General features: G+C 64.8%; 14 protein-coding genes. 4 read left to right on the forward strand and 10 right to left on the reverse strand.

Annotated elements, in window-relative coordinates; translation table 11 throughout:
- Positions 1–22: 22 nt before the first annotated feature.
- Positions 23–946 (reverse strand): dihydrodipicolinate synthase family protein, encoded by a 924-nt coding sequence (locus XI08_RS38430; RefSeq protein ID WP_271578410.1) that lies wholly within the window; start codon positions 944–946, stop codon positions 23–25.
- Between the two features lie 125 nt (positions 947–1,071).
- On the opposite strand from XI08_RS38430, the gene XI08_RS38435 reads away from it, so the two are divergent.
- Positions 1,072–1,905: an IclR family transcriptional regulator gene (locus XI08_RS38435; RefSeq protein ID WP_271578411.1), complete on the forward strand. Its 834-nt coding sequence runs from the start codon at positions 1,072–1,074 to the stop codon at positions 1,903–1,905.
- Between the two features lie 9 nt (positions 1,906–1,914).
- Here the strand turns inward: XI08_RS38435 and rnz are convergent, their stop codons facing one another.
- The 4 genes from rnz to XI08_RS38455 all read right to left on the reverse strand — a co-directional run bounded on the left by rnz (position 1,915) and on the right by XI08_RS38455 (position 6,512).
- A complete protein-coding gene (gene rnz, locus XI08_RS38440) occupies positions 1,915–2,820 on the reverse strand; it encodes a ribonuclease Z (RefSeq protein WP_271578412.1) in 906 nt (301 codons plus the stop codon).
- Positions 2,821–2,887: 67 nt separating this feature from the next.
- Positions 2,888–3,871, reverse strand: a complete 984-nt coding sequence (locus XI08_RS38445; RefSeq protein WP_271578413.1) for an antibiotic biosynthesis monooxygenase — start codon at positions 3,869–3,871, stop codon at positions 2,888–2,890.
- Positions 3,872–3,881: 10 nt separating this feature from the next.
- Positions 3,882–5,279 carry a guanine deaminase gene (guaD, locus tag XI08_RS38450; RefSeq protein WP_271578414.1) on the reverse strand — a complete coding sequence of 466 codons (1,398 nt, stop codon included), beginning with the start codon at positions 5,277–5,279 and terminating at the stop codon, positions 3,882–3,884.
- 15 nt (positions 5,280–5,294) lie between these two features.
- On the reverse strand, positions 5,295–6,512 hold the full coding sequence (locus XI08_RS38455; RefSeq protein WP_271578415.1) for a multidrug effflux MFS transporter: 1,218 nt from the start codon (positions 6,510–6,512) through the stop codon (positions 5,295–5,297).
- A 460-nt stretch (positions 6,513–6,972) separates the two neighbouring features.
- Here XI08_RS38455 and XI08_RS38460 point away from each other — a divergent pair, with 460 nt between their 5' ends.
- Positions 6,973–8,493, forward strand: coding sequence for an amidase (locus XI08_RS38460; RefSeq protein ID WP_442869902.1), 1,521 nt, complete (start codon positions 6,973–6,975; stop codon positions 8,491–8,493).
- Position 8,494: 1 nt separating this feature from the next.
- Here XI08_RS38460 and XI08_RS38465 read toward each other — a convergent pair whose 3' ends face one another.
- Positions 8,495–9,100, reverse strand: coding sequence for a TetR/AcrR family transcriptional regulator (locus tag XI08_RS38465; RefSeq protein ID WP_271578416.1), 606 nt, complete (start codon positions 9,098–9,100; stop codon positions 8,495–8,497).
- A gap of 201 nt (positions 9,101–9,301) precedes the next feature.
- Between XI08_RS38465 and XI08_RS38470 the strand changes: the two genes are divergently transcribed.
- Positions 9,302–10,543: an efflux RND transporter periplasmic adaptor subunit gene (locus tag XI08_RS38470; RefSeq protein ID WP_271578417.1), complete on the forward strand. Its 1,242-nt coding sequence runs from the start codon at positions 9,302–9,304 to the stop codon at positions 10,541–10,543.
- Positions 10,544–10,728: 185 nt separating this feature from the next.
- The gene (locus XI08_RS38475; RefSeq protein WP_271578418.1) at positions 10,729–13,917 is read left to right on the forward strand and encodes an efflux RND transporter permease subunit; all 3,189 of its coding nucleotides are present in this window, start codon (positions 10,729–10,731) and stop codon (positions 13,915–13,917) included.
- Here XI08_RS38475 and XI08_RS38480 read toward each other — a convergent pair.
- The 4 genes from XI08_RS38480 to XI08_RS38495 form a co-directional block, all read right to left on the reverse strand.
- On the reverse strand, positions 13,914–14,642 hold the full coding sequence (locus tag XI08_RS38480) for a sulfite exporter TauE/SafE family protein (protein ID WP_271578419.1): 729 nt from the start codon (positions 14,640–14,642) through the stop codon (positions 13,914–13,916). The two genes, XI08_RS38475 and XI08_RS38480, sit on opposite strands and share 4 nt — an antisense overlap.
- 14 nt (positions 14,643–14,656) lie before the next feature.
- On the reverse strand, positions 14,657–14,836 hold the full coding sequence (locus tag XI08_RS38485) for a hypothetical protein (RefSeq protein ID WP_271578420.1): 180 nt from the start codon (positions 14,834–14,836) through the stop codon (positions 14,657–14,659).
- Complete coding sequence (locus XI08_RS38490) at positions 14,829–15,086, reverse strand: hypothetical protein (RefSeq protein WP_271578421.1); 258 nt, start codon at positions 15,084–15,086, stop codon at positions 14,829–14,831. The genes XI08_RS38485 and XI08_RS38490 overlap by 8 nt, the downstream gene beginning before the upstream one ends.
- Positions 15,087–15,313: 227 nt before the next feature.
- Positions 15,314–16,432 (reverse strand): helix-turn-helix transcriptional regulator, encoded by a 1,119-nt coding sequence (locus XI08_RS38495; protein ID WP_271578422.1) that lies wholly within the window; start codon positions 16,430–16,432, stop codon positions 15,314–15,316.
- Positions 16,433–16,462: the final 30 nt, after the last annotated feature.

A 16,462-nucleotide genomic window follows, 5' to 3' on the forward strand; every position in this document is an offset into this window, starting at 1 on the left:
CGCCTCGTCGCCCGCGCCAAGTCTAGACGGTGGCGGCGGCGAATGCAGCAGCATCCGCGAGCAGCTCTTTCACCTGAGCCGGCGGCAGCGATACCAGCGGCGGCCGCAGCCGCTGCCATCCGGAATGACCGGTACGCTCGGCCACCAGCGCCTTCAGCGAGGCCATCTGCGGGAACCGCGAGACCAGCTCGCGCGCCTTCACGATGCGCGCCTGCGCCGCCTTGAGCGCCGCATCGTCGTCGCTGTCGCGAAAGTGCTTGTAGACGTAGGCAAGACTGCGCGCGACGAGATTGGACGTCGCGGTAATGCAGCCTGCGCCGCCCTTGCGCAGCAACGGCAGCATCAACGGGTCCGCGCCGCCCAGGACCGCGAACCCGGGGAAGCGCTCCACCATTGCGGTCATGTTGGCGAAATCGCCGGACGAATCCTTGATGCCGGTGAAGACGGCCGGATAGGCCTTGCGCAGCCGTTCGATCAGCGCATGCGAGATCGGCTGCGCCGACATCTGCGGATAGTGGTAGAGCACGACTTTCAGACGCGCATCACCGATGCGCTGCACCACTTCACTGTAGGAGGCGTAGATGCCGTCATCGCTGACGTTCTTGTAGTAGAACGGCGGCAGCATCACCACGGTGTCGACGCCGACCGAAAGCGCGTGACGCGTCAGCGCGATGGTCTCGGTGAGCGCGGCAACGCCGGTGCCGGGCAGAAGCCGCTGCGGCGCGATGCCTGCGGCCACCACGGCTTCGAGCAGCGCAGTGCGCTCCGCAACGGAAAAGGAATTGGCCTCGCCGGTCGTGCCGAGCAGCGCGATGCCGTCGCAGCCCTCATCCAGAAGGTAGCGGCAATGCTCCACGAAGCGCGCATGATCGGGCGCAAGCTCGGCGTCGAGCGGCGTCAGCGCGGCGGAGAACACGCCATGAGGGTGCAGCGATGATGTCGACAAAACTTCCTCCGATCGCCAAATCGATATTGTTCGGAATGCGAACATTTGTTATTTACTGATGCTGTCAGTAAAATCAGCGCGCCCCTGCGTCAAGGGCGATGCTGTCATGACGGGGACATTCGAGCATGGCCAAGGTCCAAAAGAAGGCCGCGAAGCGCAAACCTGAACCTAGCCCAAAGAATCCCAAGAATTATGTCTCTTCCGTTGGGAAGGCCTTCGCCGTGCTCAGGAGTTTCACCAGCGAGGCCTTCGAGCTCACCTTGAGTGAAGTTGCCGCACGCGCCGATCTCGATCGCGGGACCGCGTTCCGGCTGATCCAGACCTTGATCGAGCTCGGTTATCTCCAGCCGGTTCCGCAGACCCGTCGCTTCCGCCTCGGGCTCGCCTGTCTCGACCTCGGCTACACCGTGCTGTCGCACGGATCGCTGCGAGCCATCGTCGAGCCGCTGCTGCGCGACCTCGTGCCCGAGGTGGGCGATGCGGCCTCGCTCGGCATCCTCGACGGCGGCGACGTGATCTATCTCGCGCGCGTCGGCGCCGGCCTCGACCGCCACAAGATGGATCGCCGGCCAGGTTCGCGCATTCCCGCCTACAGCGCCGCGCTCGGCCATGTCATGCTGGCGCATCTGGCGCGGGACGAGCAGATCGAGCGACTGGAAGCGCGCCCTCGCGTCAAGCTGTCGGAACGAACGCTGACCGATCTCGATGCCCTGCTCGCCCGGCTCGATCTGGTGAAGAAGAAAGGCCACGCCGTCTCCGACGGCGAGAACGCCTATGGCTTGCGTACGCTGGCCACGCCGATCTTCGACGCCCAGGGTGTCGTGATCGGGGGATTGAGCGTGACCATCGACACGATGCGCATGGACATGCCGGCCTTCCGCGACCAGGCGCTGCCGCGGTTGATGCAGGTGACGCGCCAGGTGCAGGACATCGCGATCAAGTCGGGATTGTCGGGCTGAGGGCTGCGACTAGACGACGATGTGATCGAAGTCGGCGGCGATCCGGCTGTTCGGGAAGATCCTTGCCGCCTCGGCCAGGATCTCCTCGTCCTCGTAACGTCCCGACATATGGGTCAGCACGAGCTGCCCGACATTGTTCGCGGCCGCAAAGGTGGCTGCTTCTGCTGCGGTGAGGTGGCCATAGTCCCGCGCGGTCGGCGCGTCGCGATCGAGGAACGTCGCCTCGATCACCAGCATGTCGGCGTCAGCGACGTATTGCGACAGCCCCTCGCTGGTCTCGGTGTCGCCGATCACGACGAGCTTCCGGCCGCCGCTCGGCGGTCCCAGGACGTCCTCCGGTTCAATCGTCCGGCCATCTTCGATCACGACCGGTCGGCCTTGAGCCAATTCGCCGCGCAAGGGACCGTCGGGGACACCAAGGGTCGTGAGACGATCGGACAAAAGATGGCGACGTGCTGGGCTCTGGAAGGAGAAGCCAAAGCTGTCGGTGTCGCGATGGCGGACCGGAAAGCAGTCGATGGTAAAGTCGCCGGCATCGATGACCTGGCCCTCGGTCAGCGCTGCGAACTCCACGGGGATCGGCGCCCTGCCCGCGCCCCACAGACCCGCCAGCATCCGGATGACGATGTCGAGCGTATCTGGGCCGCCATGAATGGTCATCACGTCGGAGGTCTGCCGCAAGCCCAGCGTCGAGAAGAGACCGGGGATGCCGAGGACGTGATCGAGATGAGCGTGCGTCAGCAGGATGCGATCGAGCCGCCGGAAGCCGGCGCCGCTGCGCAGCAACTGGCGCTGCGTGCCCTCGCCGCAATCTATCAGGATGCGCTTGCCCGCGGCCTCCACCAGGAGGGCGGGATGGTTGCGTTCCGCGGAGGGAACGCTGGCCGAGGTCCCGAGGAATGTCAGGGCGAACATGCTCGTCACTGTCCAGAGACCGCCGCTCTTCCCGACAGCACCGCAACGGCCGGCACGGTGGACGGTCTCACCGTCCCCAATGCCATGCGAGCAGCAGCGCGTACAGGCCCATCGACGCAGCGTAGAGCGCGGCAAGCAGTGCGTATCCCGCGACCTGGCGACCGAGCGCCGCCTTCGGCGTGACCCACCAGCCCAACGCCCTAAAGGCGGCCGGCACCAGCCACCAGCCGAGCAGCTGGGTGCTCACGAGATTGCCGACGAACAGCGACAGCCAGACCGGCACACCATGGCTGTCGATCAGCGGCCGGCTGATGAAATAGCCCCAGAGGTAGACCACCGGATAGAGCACCAGCAGCACGATGAGGTTGCTCTTCCAGATCAGCGCGGGGCCCTGCTCCGGAGCCTGCGTCTTGCCGGCCGGGAACCAGAAATTGAAGCCGTAGCTCGCCCGCTTCACGTTCATGCCCGCGTTGAAGCGCGCGCCCTCCTTCAGCAGCGTCTGCCGCATGGGAGAGTCGAGCCAGGCATTGAGGTTGGCGTCGCTGTCGAACGACAGGATGACGATCCACTCATCGTGCAGGCCCGGAATGGGCCGCTCGATCTTGTGCCGCAAAAATCCCTTGAACTCGGCTTCCGCGGCCTGGATGCGCTGCTGCCATTTGAGGAATGCGTCCTCGAGCCCGTCAGGTACCTTGAAGGAGATGACGGCTGAGACCGCGCTGTCGCGTTGAACGCCGGTGTCCGGCAGAATATGGACATCCTCCGAACCGACGAAGAAGCGTTGTATCTCCGCAATCAGCTTCGCCCGCACCTCGCTCTGAAGCCAGGCGCGCGCCGCGGCCGGGCTGGCGAAGCGCAGGATCGTCACCCAGTCCACATGCGCCGGCGGCTGTGGCGGCACCACCTCCTGGCCGAGGAAGCCCGGCCACGCCTTGAGCACCTCGCCGACCTCGCCGTTCCACCGCGCGAACGCGGCGAAGCCGTCGTCGGCGATGCGGCGCTGGATGACGAGGGCGACCGGCTGGCCGGCCGTATCGGGTGATCCGTTCATCGCGTCCGCTTCAGTTCTTCTTGTAGAGACGCTTGCCCATCACCCAGGTCTCGTCGACGCAGCGATCGTCGCCGACCATCATGACGGCGAACAGCATGCTCGCGGCGTCATCGACCGTGCGCGGGCCGGCACCGTCGGCGACCAGCGACTGGTGCCAGGGTTGAGCGACCGGGCCACCGTTCGGATCGAGCGCGACGAAATCGGCTTCCTTGCCGGGCTCGAAATTGCCGAGCTTGTCGTCGATGTAGAGGCCTTCGGCGCCGCCGAGCGTGACCGACCAGAAGCCACGATAGGGCGAGAGCTTGTTCCGCTCGGCTTCCGCGAGGTCCTTGCGCGATGGATCGATGCTGCCGTCGAGCATCGTGTTGTTGCACATGCCGACCTTGTAGGCGTCATCGAGCACGGAGATCATCGAGAAGCGGTTGCCACCGCCCACGTCAGTGCCGAACGACATCTTCACCCGATGCTCGGGATCGGTGGCGCGGCCGAGACGGAACAGGCCGCTGCCGAGGAACAGGTTCGAGCACGGGCAGAACACCACCGCCGCGCCCTTCTTGGACATGCGGCGGAATTCGTTGTTCGAGAGATAGACGCCATGGCCGCCGGAGAACTTCGGACCGACCAGATCGAACTTCTCGTAGACGCCGAGATAGTCCTGGCAATCCGGGTGCTCGACCAGCACGCCGCTGCACTCGGCCGGGTTCTCGGAGATGTGGGTGTTGACCCAGCAGTCCGGATGCTCGTGCTTGAGGCGCTGACACGCCTTGAGCAGCTCCGGCGAGGCGCCGAAGGCGAAGCGCGGCGTGATGGCGTAGAGGTTGCGGCCCTTGTTGTGATACTGCGCGATCAGCCGCTTGCTGTCGCGATAGAAGTTCTCGGGCGTGTCGATGAATTCGGCCGGCGCGTTGCGGTCGATCCCGGTGAGGCCCGCGATCACGCGCATGTTGCGCCTGCTTGCCTCCTCGAACAGCTCCTCGGTCGAGACCGGTGAGGAGCTGGTGAAGGCCTGGCAGGTGGTGGTGCCGGCGGCGAGCAGTGCATCGAGAAAACGCTTCACGCCTTCGCGCGCGTAGTTGCGATCCTTGTACTTGATCTCCTCGGGATAGATCGACTTCTGCAGCCACGGCAGCAGCTGCTCGCCATAGGCACCGAGCACGCGGGTCTGCGGCAGATGGATGTGGCCGTCCATGAAGCCCGGAACGATGATGCGGTCCTTGATGTGGGTGACCTCAACGCCCGGATGCGCAGCGGCGATCTTGTCATAGGAGCCGAACGCCTTGATGACGCCATCGGTGACGACCATGAGGCCGTCCTGGTGAAAGCGCGCGGCGGCCTGCTCGTTGCCGATGTGCTTCCAGGGATCGTCGACGAAGTCGAAGAACGTGCCGCGAATACCGACGGTGGTCATGAACTGGTTCCTTCCTTAAGTCTGTGTGGCGTGGCGCGCCGCGGGCAGCGAGATCGCAAGCAGCGTGCCTGCAACAATGCAGAGGCCGAGATAAAGCCAGCCGATCGGCGCCTGCGTGGCTTCAGGCAGCACCGCCGCGATCGCCATGGCACCGCTCACCGCGAGGTAGCAGAGCGCGCTGATGAGGCCGCCGATCAGGCCGTGGTCACGCTCGAACAGGCCGAGCGCCATGCCGTACATCATCGGGCACAGGACGCCGCAGCCGCCGAGCACCAGCGCGCCGCCGATCGTGATCGACGCAAAATCGAGACGGATGGTCATCCCGGTCGCGGTCAGAACCACGGAGCCTGCGAGAAACAGCGCGAAGGCGCCGAAGCCCAGCATGCGGGCCGACATGACGCGCGCGAAATGGGCGCAGCCGAGCTCACCGGCGAGATTGACACCGCCAAGGCCGAGCGCGACGAGGCCGTAGATGGCCGCCGAATAACCGAGGCCGGTCTGGTAGAAGAACGGCGCGACGACGCCGAACGCCAGCTGCGCGCTGGCGGCAGCGGCAAAGACCAGCACGAAGGCCAGGAAGCCCGGACGAACGAGCGCCTCGCGGAGGATGCCGGCGGTGCGGCGCGGATCGAACGGCGCGCGGCGATCCGCCGGCAAGGTTTCGGGCAGCAGCAGCACGACGATCGCAGCGACGATCGCCGCGGCAACGGCGATGATGACGAACACTCCGCGCCACGACGTCAGCTCGACGATGAAGCCGCCGGCCGCCGGCGCAAGCACGGGCGCGAGCCCCCAGGCCGCGCCAAGCAGGCCGGAGATTGCGGTGAGCTCGCGACCGCGAAAGCAATCGGCCGCGACCGCGTAGGCGACGACGAGACAGGTGCAACCGCCGACGCCTTGCAGGAAGCGCAGCGCGAGCAGCAGCGAGGCGCTGGTGGCGAGCGCACAGGCAATGCTCATCGCGATGAGCACCGATAGCCCTGCGAGCAGGACGTTGCGGCGACCCAGCGTATCGGAGGCGATGCCGACTGGCACGAGTGCCAGACTCATGCCGAGCATGTAGGCGGTGACGGTGTTCTGCATCGACGCCGGATCGGCGGAAATATCCACCACCATCTGCGGCAGGCCGGGCGTATAGGCATCGAGTGGAATCTGACTGAACGGCACGACGCACAACAGGATCGGCACGATCCCACCCTTCGCGCGACCGGCGTCAGAAGCAAGTGCAGTCATGGGTAACGCCCCCTCGATGCCGGCTGCTCCTGTCTTTTCGTGCGCGCAATGCGATGCGACGATGCAGGCTGCGGATATTGACGCGCGGAGCGTGCCAGAACTGTGTGTAAAAATTCTTAGGAGTTCCGGTTGAATACGGACTCTGGCGCGTTGTTCTGTCTCTGTTGGAACGCTCAGACAAAAAACGCGAAAACAACCCCATGCACAGTACAAATCATTGAGGAATTTCGTCCCGCGCGGCGCGAGCCCCGCCAGCGCAGACGTTTGACACGTCGGGCAAGACAGGCGCAGGATTGCATGATCGCCGCTTGGGAACTCACCGTCGAGCCGACGCCATTAACCGTTCGGAAGGCATCGCTGTTTTCGGACGGTGCTGTCCTCCCAATTGGCAAGCAGGTCTGGTGTGTGTCCCGGATTGCGCTACGCTCCATCCGGGCTACGAAGTATCAGCAGTCACACAATGGAGATCGAGATGCAGGGCGGGTTGGCCTCGGATAGCGCTGACTTGGATTACGGCTCGATCAGCGCGCTTCTGGGTGCCCTGCACGCGCGCAAGGTGTCTGCGTCGGAACTGCTCGAGCATACGATCGCGCGCATCGAGGCGCTGGACGGGCGGATCAATGCCGTCATCGTTCGCGATTTCGATCGCGCAAGAGACGCCGCGCGCGCGGCCGACGCTGCGCTTGGCCGCGGCGAGCGTCAGCCGCTGCTCGGCATTCCCGTGACCCTCAAGGAACCGTTCAACGTCGCCGGCCTGCCGACGACATGGGGCTTTCCGCATTTCAGGGATTTCCAACCGGCGGAGGATGCCCTCGTCGTCTCGCGGTTGAAGGCGGCGGGCGCCGTCATCATCGGCAAGACCAATATCCCGATCGGGCTCAGGGATTTCCAGAGCTACAACGACATCCACGGGACGACGAACAACCCGTGGGATCTCGGCCGGTCGCCCGGCGGCTCCTCGGGCGGATCGGGGGCGGCGCTGGCCGCGGGCTTCGGTCCACTCTCGATCGGCTCGGATATCGGCGGATCAATCCGGGTTCCTTCGCATTTCTGCGGTGTGTTCGGGCACAAGCCGAGCCTCGGCCTGGTCCCGCTGCGCGGATACAGCCTGCCGCCGGCGCCGCCCGTCCCTGGCCAGGGCGATCTGGCTGTCGTTGGACCGATGGCGCGCACGGCCTCCGATCTCGCCCTGGCGCTCGAGGTGATTGCCGGCCCCGACGAGACGCGGGACGGGATCGGCTATCGCCTGGCGCTGCCGGCGCCGCGACACGACCAGCTCAGGAATTTCAGGATCCTCGTGATCGACACGCATCCGTTGATGCCGACGGGTGACGCCGTGCGTTCAGCCATTGGACGATTGGCAGACCGGCTCGACAAATCGGAGGCGCGGGTCGCGCGCTCGAGCACGCTGCTACCTGATCTCGCCGAATCCGCGCGGCTCTACATGAAGCTGTTGAACGCCGCGCGAAGTCCGCGCCTGACCCAGGCCGCCCTCGCAGAGGCGCAAGGAGTTGCCGCGGCACTCGCGCCCGAGGACCGCAGCCTGCAGTCCGAGCGCGCCCGCGGCTGGGGCATGATCCATCGTGAGTGGCTGGCGACCGACGCGGCCCGCCTGCAACTGCAACAGAGGTGGCAGCAGTTCTTCCGCGACTTCGACGCGGTGATCTACCCGGCCGCCGCCGTGCCGGCCTTTCCGCATGACCAGTCCGAGTCGTTCGACGCGCGGCAGCTCGACATCGATGGAAAGCTCTACAACTACTCCGATGCGTGCTTCATCTGGGCTGATCCCGCATCGACCTGCGGCCTGCCGGCAACCGCCGTTCCGATCGAGCGCACGCCTTCGGGCCTGCCGATCGGCGTGCAGATCATCGGGCCTTATCTCGAGGACCGGACAACGATTGCGCTGGCCGGGCTGATCGCGCGCGAGTTCGGTGGTTTTGTCCCACCGCCGTCGCTGCCGGCAACGTCATCCGCGAAATGAATCAGGTTCTCTCGGCCGACTGCGCCTCGATCGCCTGCACGGCCACGCTCGCCACCTGCCGCAGCGCTTCGCGATCCGCGCCCGAAGACGCCATCACGCCCATGCCGACGGAGACCGCCGAGACGTAGCGCGCGAGCGCGGCGGGATCAGAGCTCGGCTTGAGATCGCCCTCCGCCTTGGCGCGGATGAAGCGGTCGCGGAGCTGGTCTTCGTTCTGGGCGCGGCGGGCGGCGAGTTCGAAGGGGACGTTCTCGGAGCCGCTGCCGCAGGCGATGCCGCCTTGCACGAGCAGGCATCCGGGAGGATTGGCAGGATCGGTCTGCTTGTCGGCGATGCCCATCAGCATCCGCTCGGCAACCTCACGAGCGGTCGGCGCGGCAACCACCTCGTCCATCCAGACGCCACGCAATTTGGTGTAGCGGTCGAGCGCGGCCTTCAGCAGGCCTTCCTTGTTGCCGAAACAGGCATAAAGGCTCGGTGGGTTGATGCCCATCGCCTCGGTGAGCTGAGCGATCGTGGCGCCCTCATAGCCATGGCGCCAAAACACTTCCATCGCCTGATCCAACGCCACATCGGCGTCGAACTCGCGGGGGCGTCCCATGCCCATGTGCCTGTCTCCTCGGAATTCACGTTCTGCCTGAGGCTTAACGCCTAATCCTATCTATTTGTTCTAGCTTTATTTTCTCTGCAGTCTTCCAATTCTTGCGGTATGCCGCTACAATTTTCTTAGTGAATGGTACATAAGTATCTTGCGCTGCAGTATCCAGCTCCACATCTGTAGTGAACACTACATATCTGGAGCGCGCAAATGCCCCCCTCCCAAAATACCTCTCGCCCTGGCCGTATCCGCCGCCTTCTCGCCGGTGTCGCCGTTGTGGGTGCCCTCGCCGTGGCCGGTTCGATCGCGACCGGCCATTACTTTCGCGGAGCGCAAGCGACCGCAACGGCGGCCGCGGCCGAGCAAGCCGTTTCCGTCACGGTCGCGATGATCGAGCCGCGGCCGACCGTGCTGTGGGACGATTTCTCCGGCCGGCTCGAGGCCATCCAGCGTGTCGAGCTTCGCCCGCGCGTGGCCGGTGCGATCTTGTCGACCAATTTCACCGAAGGCGCGCTGGTGAAAGCCGGCGACGTCTTGTTCAAGATCGATCCTGCGCCCTACGCGGCCGAGGTCGACAAGGCCAACGCCCAGCTCGAGGCGGCGAAGGCGCGCGTGGTGTTCACCCAGAGCGAGCTCGAGCGCGGTGCGCAGCTCGTCGGCAATGCCGTCGTCACGCGGCGCGATTACGACCAGCGCGACAATGCCAATCGCGAGGCCATCGCCAACGTCAAGGCGGCCGAAGCGACGCTCCAGACCGCAAGGCTCAATCTCGATTACACCGAGGTGCGCGCGCCCGTGGACGGCCGCGTCGGCAAGATCGAGGTAACCGTCGGCAATCTCGTCGCCGCCGGCACCGCCTCCCCGGTGCTGACCTCGCTCGTTTCCGTCAATCCGATCTACGCGTCGTTCGATGCGGATGAAGAGGTCGTGCTGCACGCCCTGAACTCGATCGCAGATGCTTCCGGCAAGCGCGGCAATCTCGACCAGATCCCGGTGGAGATGGCGACCTCCGGCGGCCTTTCGGCGAAAGGCCATATCCAGCTCATCGACAACCAGGTCAACGGCCAGAGCGGCACCATCCGCGTCCGCGCGGTGTTCCAGAACGCGGACGGGCGCCTGATCCCCGGCCAGTTCGCTCGCGTGCGCATGGGCCAGCCGAAGCAGCAGACGCTGGTCATGATCGACGAGCGCGCGATCGGCACCGACCAGGACAAGAAGTTCGTGATGGCGGTCGGCGACGACAGCCGCGCGGTCTACCGTCCGATCACGCTTGGCGGCGCGGTCGATGGACTTCGCATCGTCACCACGGGCCTGAAGCCCGGCGACCGCATCGTCGTCAACGGCCTCCAGCGCGTGCGTCCCGGCGCCCTCCTCAAGACGGAGGTCGCGGCGATGGGCGCGCGTGGGCAGCAGGCTTCCAACCACAGCAACCAGGACGTGGTGCAACGCTAGTGTTCTCCGTCATTCCGGGGCGCGCATAACGCGAACTACGGTGCGCAATTGCGCACCTGAGAATCTCGAAGTTACGAAACTCCGACCACTTCACCTCCGAATTCCGGGTTCGCGGGCTTCGCCCGCGCCCCGGAATGACGGAGGGGCGGTCAGAGAACCGCAGGATATTGCCCAGGGGCAAAGCCATGAATCTCTCAAAGTTCTTCATCGACCGTCCGATTTTTGCCGGCGTGCTGTCGGTCCTGATCTTCCTTGCCGGCCTGATCTCGCTGTTCGCGATGCCGATCTCGGAATACCCGGACGTGGTGCCGCCCTCTGTCCTCGTGCGCGCGACCTACCCCGGCGCCAATCCGAAGGTGATCGCAGAGACGGTGGCCACCCCGATCGAGGAGCAGATCAACGGCGTCGAAGGCATGCTCTACATGTCGAGCCAGGCCACCACCGACGGCGCCATGACGCTGACGGTGACGTTCCGCCTCGGCACCGATCCCGACAAGGCGACGCAGCTGGTGCAGAACCGGGTGCAGCAGGCCGAGCCGCGCCTGCCGGCCGTGGTGCGCCAGCTCGGCATCATCACCAAGAAGTCGTCGCCCGACCTCACCATGGTGGTGCATCTGCTGTCGCCGAACGGTCGCTACGACATGACGTATTTGCGCAACTACGCGGTGCTCAACGTCAAGGACCGGCTGGCGCGGATCGACGGCGTCGGCGACGTCCAGCTCTACGGCGCCGGCGACTATTCGATGCGGGTCTGGGTCGATCCGCAGAAGGCGGCGGAACACGGGCTGACCGCGAGCGATATCGTCAAATCGATCCAGGCGCAGAACGTCGAGGCCGCCGCCGGCGTGGTCGGCTCCTCCCCGAACGTCAAGGGCATCGACCTTCAGCTCTCCGTCAACGCGGAAGGGCGGCTCGCGAACGAGGAGCAGTTCGGCGACATCGTCGTCAAGACCGGCGCGCGCGGCGAAGTGGTGCGCTTACGCGACGTCGCGCGCATCGAGCTTGGCGCGTCCGAATACGGCCTGCGCTCGCTGCTCGACAACAAGCAGGCGGTGGCGATCCCGATCTTCCAGGCGCCGGGCTCCAATGCGCTCCAGATTTCCGACCACGTCCGCGCCACCATGGCCGAGATCAAGAAGAACATGCCGGAGGGCGTGTCCTACCAGATCGTCTACGACCCCACCCAGTTCGTGCGCTCCTCGATCGAGGCTGTGATCCACACGCTGCTGGAGGCGATCGCGCTGGTGGTGCTGGTCGTGATCCTGTTCCTCCAGACCTGGCGCGCCTCGATCATTCCGCTGCTGGCGGTGCCCGTGTCGATCGTCGGCACCTTTGCCGTGATGCACATGTTCGGCTTCTCCATCAACGCGCTCAGCCTGTTCGGCCTGGTGCTCGCGATCGGCATCGTCGTCGACGACGCCATCGTCGTGGTCGAGAACGTCGAGCGGAACATAGAGGCCGGGCTGTCACCGCGCGATGCCACCTATCAGGCGATGCGCGAGGTTTCAGGTCCGATCATCGCAATCGCGATGGTGCTGATCGCGGTCTTCGTGCCGCTCGCCTTCATCTCCGGCCTCACCGGGCAGTTCTACAAGCAGTTCGCGCTGACGATCGCGATCTCGACCGTGATCTCGGCGGTCAACTCGCTGACGCTGTCCCCGGCGTTGTCGGCTCTGCTGCTCAAGGGCCACAACGAGCCGAAGGACCGGCTGACGATCATCATGGAAAAGAGCCTTGGCTGGTTCTTCCGTGGGTTCAACCGCGCCTTCACGCGTTCATCCGAGAATTACAGCGGCACCGTCACAAAGGTGATCTCCGGCAAGGCCGCGGTGATGGGTCTTTACGTCGTGCTGGTCGGACTCACCGCCCTCCTGTTCCAGCAGGTGCCGAGCGGCTTCGTCCCCGGCCAGGACAAGCAATATCTGGTCGGCTTCTCGCGGCTGCCTGACGGTGCAACGCTCGACCGCACCGAAGAGGTGATCCGCAAGATGAGCGACGTCGCGCTGACCCAGCCCGGTGTCGAGAGTTCGGTCGCCTTCCCGGGCCTGTCGATCTCCGGCTTTACCAACTCCTCCAATGCCGGCATCGTGTTCTCGACGCTGAAGCCGTTCGACGAGCGCAAGGGTCCGGCCCTGAGCGGGAATGCCATCGCGGCCGATCTCAACAAGAAATACGCCGGCATCCAGGAAGCCTTCATCGCCATGTTCCCGCCGCCGCCGGTCAACGGTCTCGGCACCATCGGTGGCTTCAAGCTCCAGATCGAAGACCGCGCCGGTCTCGGCTACGAGGCGCTGAACGAGGCGACGAAGGCGTTCATGGCGGCGATGCAGAAGGCGCCGGAGATCGCCGGCGTATTCTCGAGCTTCCAGGTCAACGTACCCCAGCTCTTCGCCGACATCGACCGCACCAAGGCGCTTCAGCTCGGCGTGCCCGTGACCGAAGTGTTCAACACGCTCCAGATCTACCTCGGCTCCTACTACGTCAACGACTTCAACAAGTTTGGCCGCACCTACTCCGTCTATGTCCAGGCCGATGCGCCGTTCCGTGCCCGCGCCGACGACATCCGGCAGCTGAAGGTGCGTTCGTCCTCGGGTGACATGGTGCCGTTGTCGGCGCTGCTGAAGATCCGCCAGAGCGCGGGTCCGGAGCGCGCAATCCGCTACAACGGCTTCCTGTCGTCCGACATCAACGCGGCGGCCGCGCCCGGCTTCTCATCCGGCCAGGCGCAGGAAGCGGCGACGCGGATCGCGGCGGAAACGCTACCGCCCGGCTTTGCCTTCGAATGGACCGACCTGACCTATCAGGAATTCATCGCCGGCAATTCCGGGCTCTGGGTGTTCCCGCTGGCGATCCTGCTGGTGTTCCTGGTGCTGGCCGCGCTCTACGAGAGCCTGACCCTGCCGCTCTCGATCATCATGATCGTGCCGATGGGTCTGCTGGCGGCGATGTTCGGCGTCTGGATGTCCAAGGGCGACAACAACGTCTTCACCCAGATCGGCCTCATCGTTCTGGTCGGACTCTCGGCCAAGAACGCGATCCTGATCGTCGAATTCGCGCGCGAGCTCGAATTCGCCGGGCGCACGCCGATCCGGGCCGCGATCGAGGCGAGCCGGCTGCGGTTACGTCCGATCCTGATGACGTCGATGGCGTTCATCATGGGCGTCTTGCCGCTGGTGCTCTCGACCGGCGCGGGGTCCGAGATGCGGCGCGCCATGGGTGTCGCCGTGTTCTCCGGCATGATCGGCGTCACCGTGTTCGGCCTGTTCCTGACGCCGGTGTTCTACGTGTTGCTGCGGACCGTCACCGGCATGAAGCCGCTGACGCATCACGGCAGCGACACCAGCGCGGCGCCGGTCCAGGGGCTCACGCACTAGATCAGGGAAATCCCCGATATCAGCAGCAGAACGAGCACGGTCTTGCGAAAGACCGTCTCGTTGACGCGGTGAAAGGCGATCACACCGAGCGCGGAGCCGGCGAACAGCGCCGGCAGGCTGATCGCGAAGTCGACGAAGACCTTTGACGACAGGTCCTGATGTCCGACCAGCAGCGCGATGGCAAAGATCTGCATCGCGGCGATGAAAGGCTGCACCAGGCCCCGCTGCTCGCTCTTGGGCATGCCGCGCATGTCGCACCAGATCGTCGGAATCGCGCCCGGCATGGCGGTCAGCCCGCCGACCAGCCCTCCCCCGAACCCGATCAGCGCGACCCAGTGCCGGCCGACGGCCTCGCCGGCCGTCACCAGCGTCGGCCGCAGCAGCATGTAGGCGGCATAGAGCGCGACGATGATGCCGAAGCCCCGCCTGAGCAGATGCGTATCGGTGGACTGCAACAGCGACACCGCGATGGGAACGCCGATCAATCCGCCGACGATCAGCAGCAGACTGCCCTCCCAACGAATGCTGCGCCGAAGCGCCCACAGATTGGTCGCCTGCACGCCGATGCTGCACGCCATCATCAGCGGCACCGCCTCCAGCGGCTGAAACACCCGGAGCAGAATGGCGCCCGCTACGGCCGAGAATGCGAATCCCGACAGCCCCGAAACGAAGGCGCCGGCGAATACGGCAACGCTGAGCAGAACCAGTGTCGTGACATCGGGCACGGACCGTCCTCCGCTCAATCGTAGGGAATTTGCGAGACGGCCGCGTCGACGTTCTCGGAGCAAACCTGCGGTTCGCGTGGAAACGACACATGCATTGCGTGCGCGTGTGAGCGCTCCAGCATCGCGAGGCCAACCAGTTGGAGAGTGACGAGTGCCGCGGTCATGGCGATCGCGACGATGTTGACGTTATGCACGTTCGAACGTGGGGTGGCCGGCGGCGCGCTCGCACGCATCAGATCCGTGGGCATTTGCTGAAATATCCTCTTTGCTGCTGACCGGAATGATTTCATTCAAAGGCAATGGGTCGTGCGGCTCTCTCAGCAAATGGCGGTACCGTTGCAAGGCGCGCCGCGCATCGATCTCGCGCTGGCTGCGAATGGCATCCCCGACGCGCGCGACGATATCGCGAAACCTGGCCGTCAAAGCAGGTGATGCCGTTCCCATGACAATCTTCCCTCAATGGTTCGAGAGACTGACGGAATTCACTGCTGCCTGCTGTGAATTGCTTCACACGAAGATCGAACGTCGAATAAGAAATCGTGTGACGTGTCTCTAGAAGAGAACGCCGAAAAACGCGTCATTCGATCGAATGACCCGCGATAACTTTCTAATGATGCCTCTGTTTTGAACCTATTGCGGCTGCAGTGACCAGCCCACTGCCCAAATGGGCGTCAGTGCACGAGCGGATTGGAAAATCCTGCCGCAAGCTTCACGAGATCCGCCTGACGAGAAACGCCAGTCTTGGCGAAGACGCGATGCAGATGCGTTTTCACCGTCGTCTCTGCGATGCCGAGCGCAATCGCCGTCTCCGGCACGCCGCCGACCTCGACGATCGACTGAAAGACCCTCAATTCCGCCGGAGTGAGGTCGAACGTGCGATCAATGAGGCCGGCGCACGAGCGGCCGTCGAATTCCGCCTTCCAGACGAACAGGGCTCCGACGGCCGACGTCCGCTCCGTCGCTCCGTCGCGCAGCAGTGACGGCAGCGCGATGACGTTCGCGATATAGTAGGAACCGCCATGGGATATCAGCGAGATCTTTCGACCGGCCGCCGCAGCCATTGCAACCTGCCCCGCGTCGCGGAAGATATCGCGCAGGGCCAGATTTGCCTCGGAGGATCGCGCCACGAGCCGGCCCGAGACCGACCGCAGGACGTCGGCCGCGGCCAGCATCGCCTTCGCGGCAGGATTGCTGTGGACGATATTGCAGGCGGCATCGAGCAGGATGACGCCGGCACTGAGCCGGTCCACGACATCGGCCAGCGCGATCGCTCGCTGCTGCTTTCGCTCGATCGCCCGGTTGATCAGCAGCGCACGGCTTGTGTGCGCGACCAGTGACTGCATTCGCGCGCGCTGCCCGGCATCGAGCATCTCCCTGCCCGGGATCACCGTCAGCAACATCGGACACGGCGACTTCGACTGCTCCAGCACCACGTTCGCCACGTCGGCATAGCCCTGTGGACGCAGCCATTCCTGATAGAAGCGGCCGCGGCGATATTCCTCGAAGTGCACGAGATCCGGGATGTTGCGCACCTCGCCATAACGGGGAAGCCTGGCGAGCGGATCATACTGCGCGTAGGTCTCGGCATAGAGCTGGATGTAGTGCGGATCGACCCCGCAATAAAAATGTGTCGCGCCGGACTTGCTGACGGGATCCTTCGAGATCAGGCCGCAGGCCTGGCTGCCGATGAACGCATTAAGCATGACGACCACGTCGCTCCACAACTCAGGGTGGAGACCGGCGTCATAGATGCTCTCGATCAACTCGGAATGTTTCGGAGGTCGGGGCATGGGAAGAGCCAGTGGTCAAACATCGAGATC

The organism is Bradyrhizobium sp. CCBAU 11361 (assembly GCF_028128935.1).
GTDB lineage: Bacteria > Pseudomonadota > Alphaproteobacteria > Rhizobiales > Xanthobacteraceae > Bradyrhizobium > Bradyrhizobium niftali.